The sequence below is a fragment of the Brevundimonas sp. genome, assembly GCF_032107865.1.
Classification (GTDB): domain Bacteria; phylum Pseudomonadota; class Alphaproteobacteria; order Caulobacterales; family Caulobacteraceae; genus Brevundimonas.
In genome coordinates, this window is the sequence record NZ_DAMCNG010000307.1 from 1 (window position 1) to 2,448 (window position 2,448).

2 protein-coding genes are annotated in these 2,448 nt (G+C 69.1%); both read left to right on the forward strand.

Translation table 11 applies throughout. The annotated features are described in order from the left end of the window. The coding region (locus tag RT567_RS15980; protein WP_313577200.1) for a TonB-dependent receptor at nucleotides 1-1,474 on the forward strand (1,474 nt) is incomplete at its 5' end. Next, a partial coding sequence (locus RT567_RS15985; protein ID WP_313577201.1) for a PepSY domain-containing protein occupies nucleotides 1,474-2,448 on the forward strand: 975 nt, incomplete at its 3' end. The genes RT567_RS15980 and RT567_RS15985, both read left to right, overlap by 1 nt.

Here is a 2,448-nt window from a genome sequence, read left to right on the forward strand (position 1 = left end):
CCACGGCGCCGTCGCCGCGACGCATGGCGACTGGGACGTCTACGCCGCCGCCACCGCCATGCAGGGCGACGGCTGGCGCGACCACAGCCAGCAGTCGCAAGGCCGCCTGACCGTCAATGCGGGCCGTTCCTTCGGCGAGGACCGCGAGGTGCGCCTGATCGCTCAGGCCGCCGACATCAAGCAGGACATGCCCGGCTCGCTGACGCTGAACGATGCGCTGAACAAGCCGCGCAGGGCCGCCGCCAGCGCCCTGTCCGGCGATCAGGCCCGCGACCTGACGGTCAAGCGGCTGACGCTGCAGACCCGCTGGCGCTTCAATGAATCCACCCTGTTCGAGGGCGCCGTCTGGGGCTGGGAAAAGTCGCTCTATCACCCGATCTTCCAGGTGCTGGATCAGGACAGCGCCACGCGCGGCGCCTTCGCCCGCATCGACTGGACGGGCGACATCGGCGGCCTGAGCGCCGACGCCTTCTACGGCTTCTCGTGGCGCGAGGGAGAGGTCGAGGCCCTGCGCTATGTGAACCTGGCGGGCCAGCGCGGCGCCAGGACCGCCGATGCGCGTCAGAACGCCTCCGGTCTGGACGTCTTCGCAGAGGGGCGGCTGTTCGTCACCGACCAGCTGGCCCTGGTCGCGGGCGGCTCATGGGGGGGCGCCACGCGCGACTATCTGGACCGCATGACCCCGGCCAACAACGCCAGCCGGAACTATGAGTGGTTCTCGCCGCGCATGGGCTTGTTGTGGGAAGCCGAAAGCGGCGCCCAGGTCTTCGCCAACCTGACCCGCTCGGTCGAACCGCCGACCTATGGCGCCCTGGTGCAGGCGCCGCTAACCGGCTTCACCCCGGTCGAGGTTCAGGACGCCTGGACCGGCGAGATCGGCACGCGCGGCCGTCATGGGCCTCTGGCCTGGGATCTGGTCGCCTATCGCAGCCGGATCGAGGGCGAGATGCTGAACTTCATCACCAGTCCCGACATTCCCGCCGCCACCTTCAACGCCAAGAAGACCATCCACCAGGGCATCGAGGCCGGGCTGGACTGGACCCTGCCGGTCGACCTGGCGGACGGATCGCTGATGCTGCGTCAGGTCTATAACTGGAGCGACTTCCGCTTCGACGGCGACGTTCTCTGGGGCGACAACCGCCTGCCGGTCGTGCCGCAGCATCAGTATCGCGCCGAGCTGACCTGGCGTCACCCGACGGGCGTCTTCGTCACCCCGTCGGTCGAGTGGCGGCTGTCCAGCCCCTACGTCGACTACGCCAACACCATGAAGGCGCCGGACTACGCCGTGCTGGGCCTGACGGGCGGTTTCAACATCAACGCCAGAACCTCGGTCTACATCGACGCGCGCAACCTGACCGACAAGCGTTACGTCGGCGAGTTCTCGGCCGTAACCGACGCCAGCAAGGTGCAAACCGGCGTCTTCTTCCCCGGCGAGGGCCGTTCGGTCTCCGTCGGCCTGCGGCTGGCCTATTGATGGGCCGTTCCGCCTCAACACAGGCCAAGGCGCCCGACGTGATGTCCGGCGCCTATCGGGCCGTCTGGCGCTGGCACTTCTACGCCGGAGTGCTGGTGATGCCGTTCCTGATGCTGCTGACGCTTACGGGCGGCCTCTATCTGTTCAAGGACGAGATCGACCACGCCGTCTATCGCTCCATGATCGAGGTTCCGGCCAGCGCCCAACAGGCCGATCCCGATCAATGGCTGGCCGCCGCCGCCCGCGCAGGCGAAGGCCGGGCGGCGAACGTGCTGGTCCCTGACCGCGCCGATCAGGCCGTGCGCGTCCGCGTCGACCGGCCTGACGGCGCCCAGCGCACCGTCTTCGTCGATCCGCGCACAGCTAAAGTCACCGGCGTCACCGCCTATGGCGGCGTGACCGAGACGATTAAGGCGCTGCATTCCCTCAGCCTGTTCGGCGGCCCGATCGGAACAGCGCTGAACATTCTGGCCGAGATCGTCGCGGGCTGGGCCATCATCCTGTGCGCCACCGGCCTCTATCTATGGTGGCCGCGCCGCCGCACCGGCGCCGTGCTGAAGCCAAGCGAGACCGACGCTCGTCGCCGTCCCTTCTGGCGTGATGTCCACGCCCTGACCGGCTTCTATGTCGGCGGGGTGATCCTCTTTCTGGCGGTGACGGGGATGCCGTGGTCGGCCGTCTGGGGCGATCAGTTCATGGGTGTCATGCGCGGCACGGGTCTGGGCCGTCCCCCCGCGCCCGCCGCCGCCAGCCCCTGGAGCCACGCCAAGCCTCACGACGCCCCGTCGGGCGTGGGCTGGACTCTGGAGAACGCCGTCCTGCCCGCGCATGGGCACGGCGTCGCCAGCCTGACGCGCGTTCTCGAAACCGCGCAGGCGCAGGGCCTGCCCCGCCCCTTCACCGTCAGCATCCCGCAATCGTCTGATCTGGCCTGGACCGTCGCCCGCCAGACCCGCCAGGCCGAGGACGCCCGC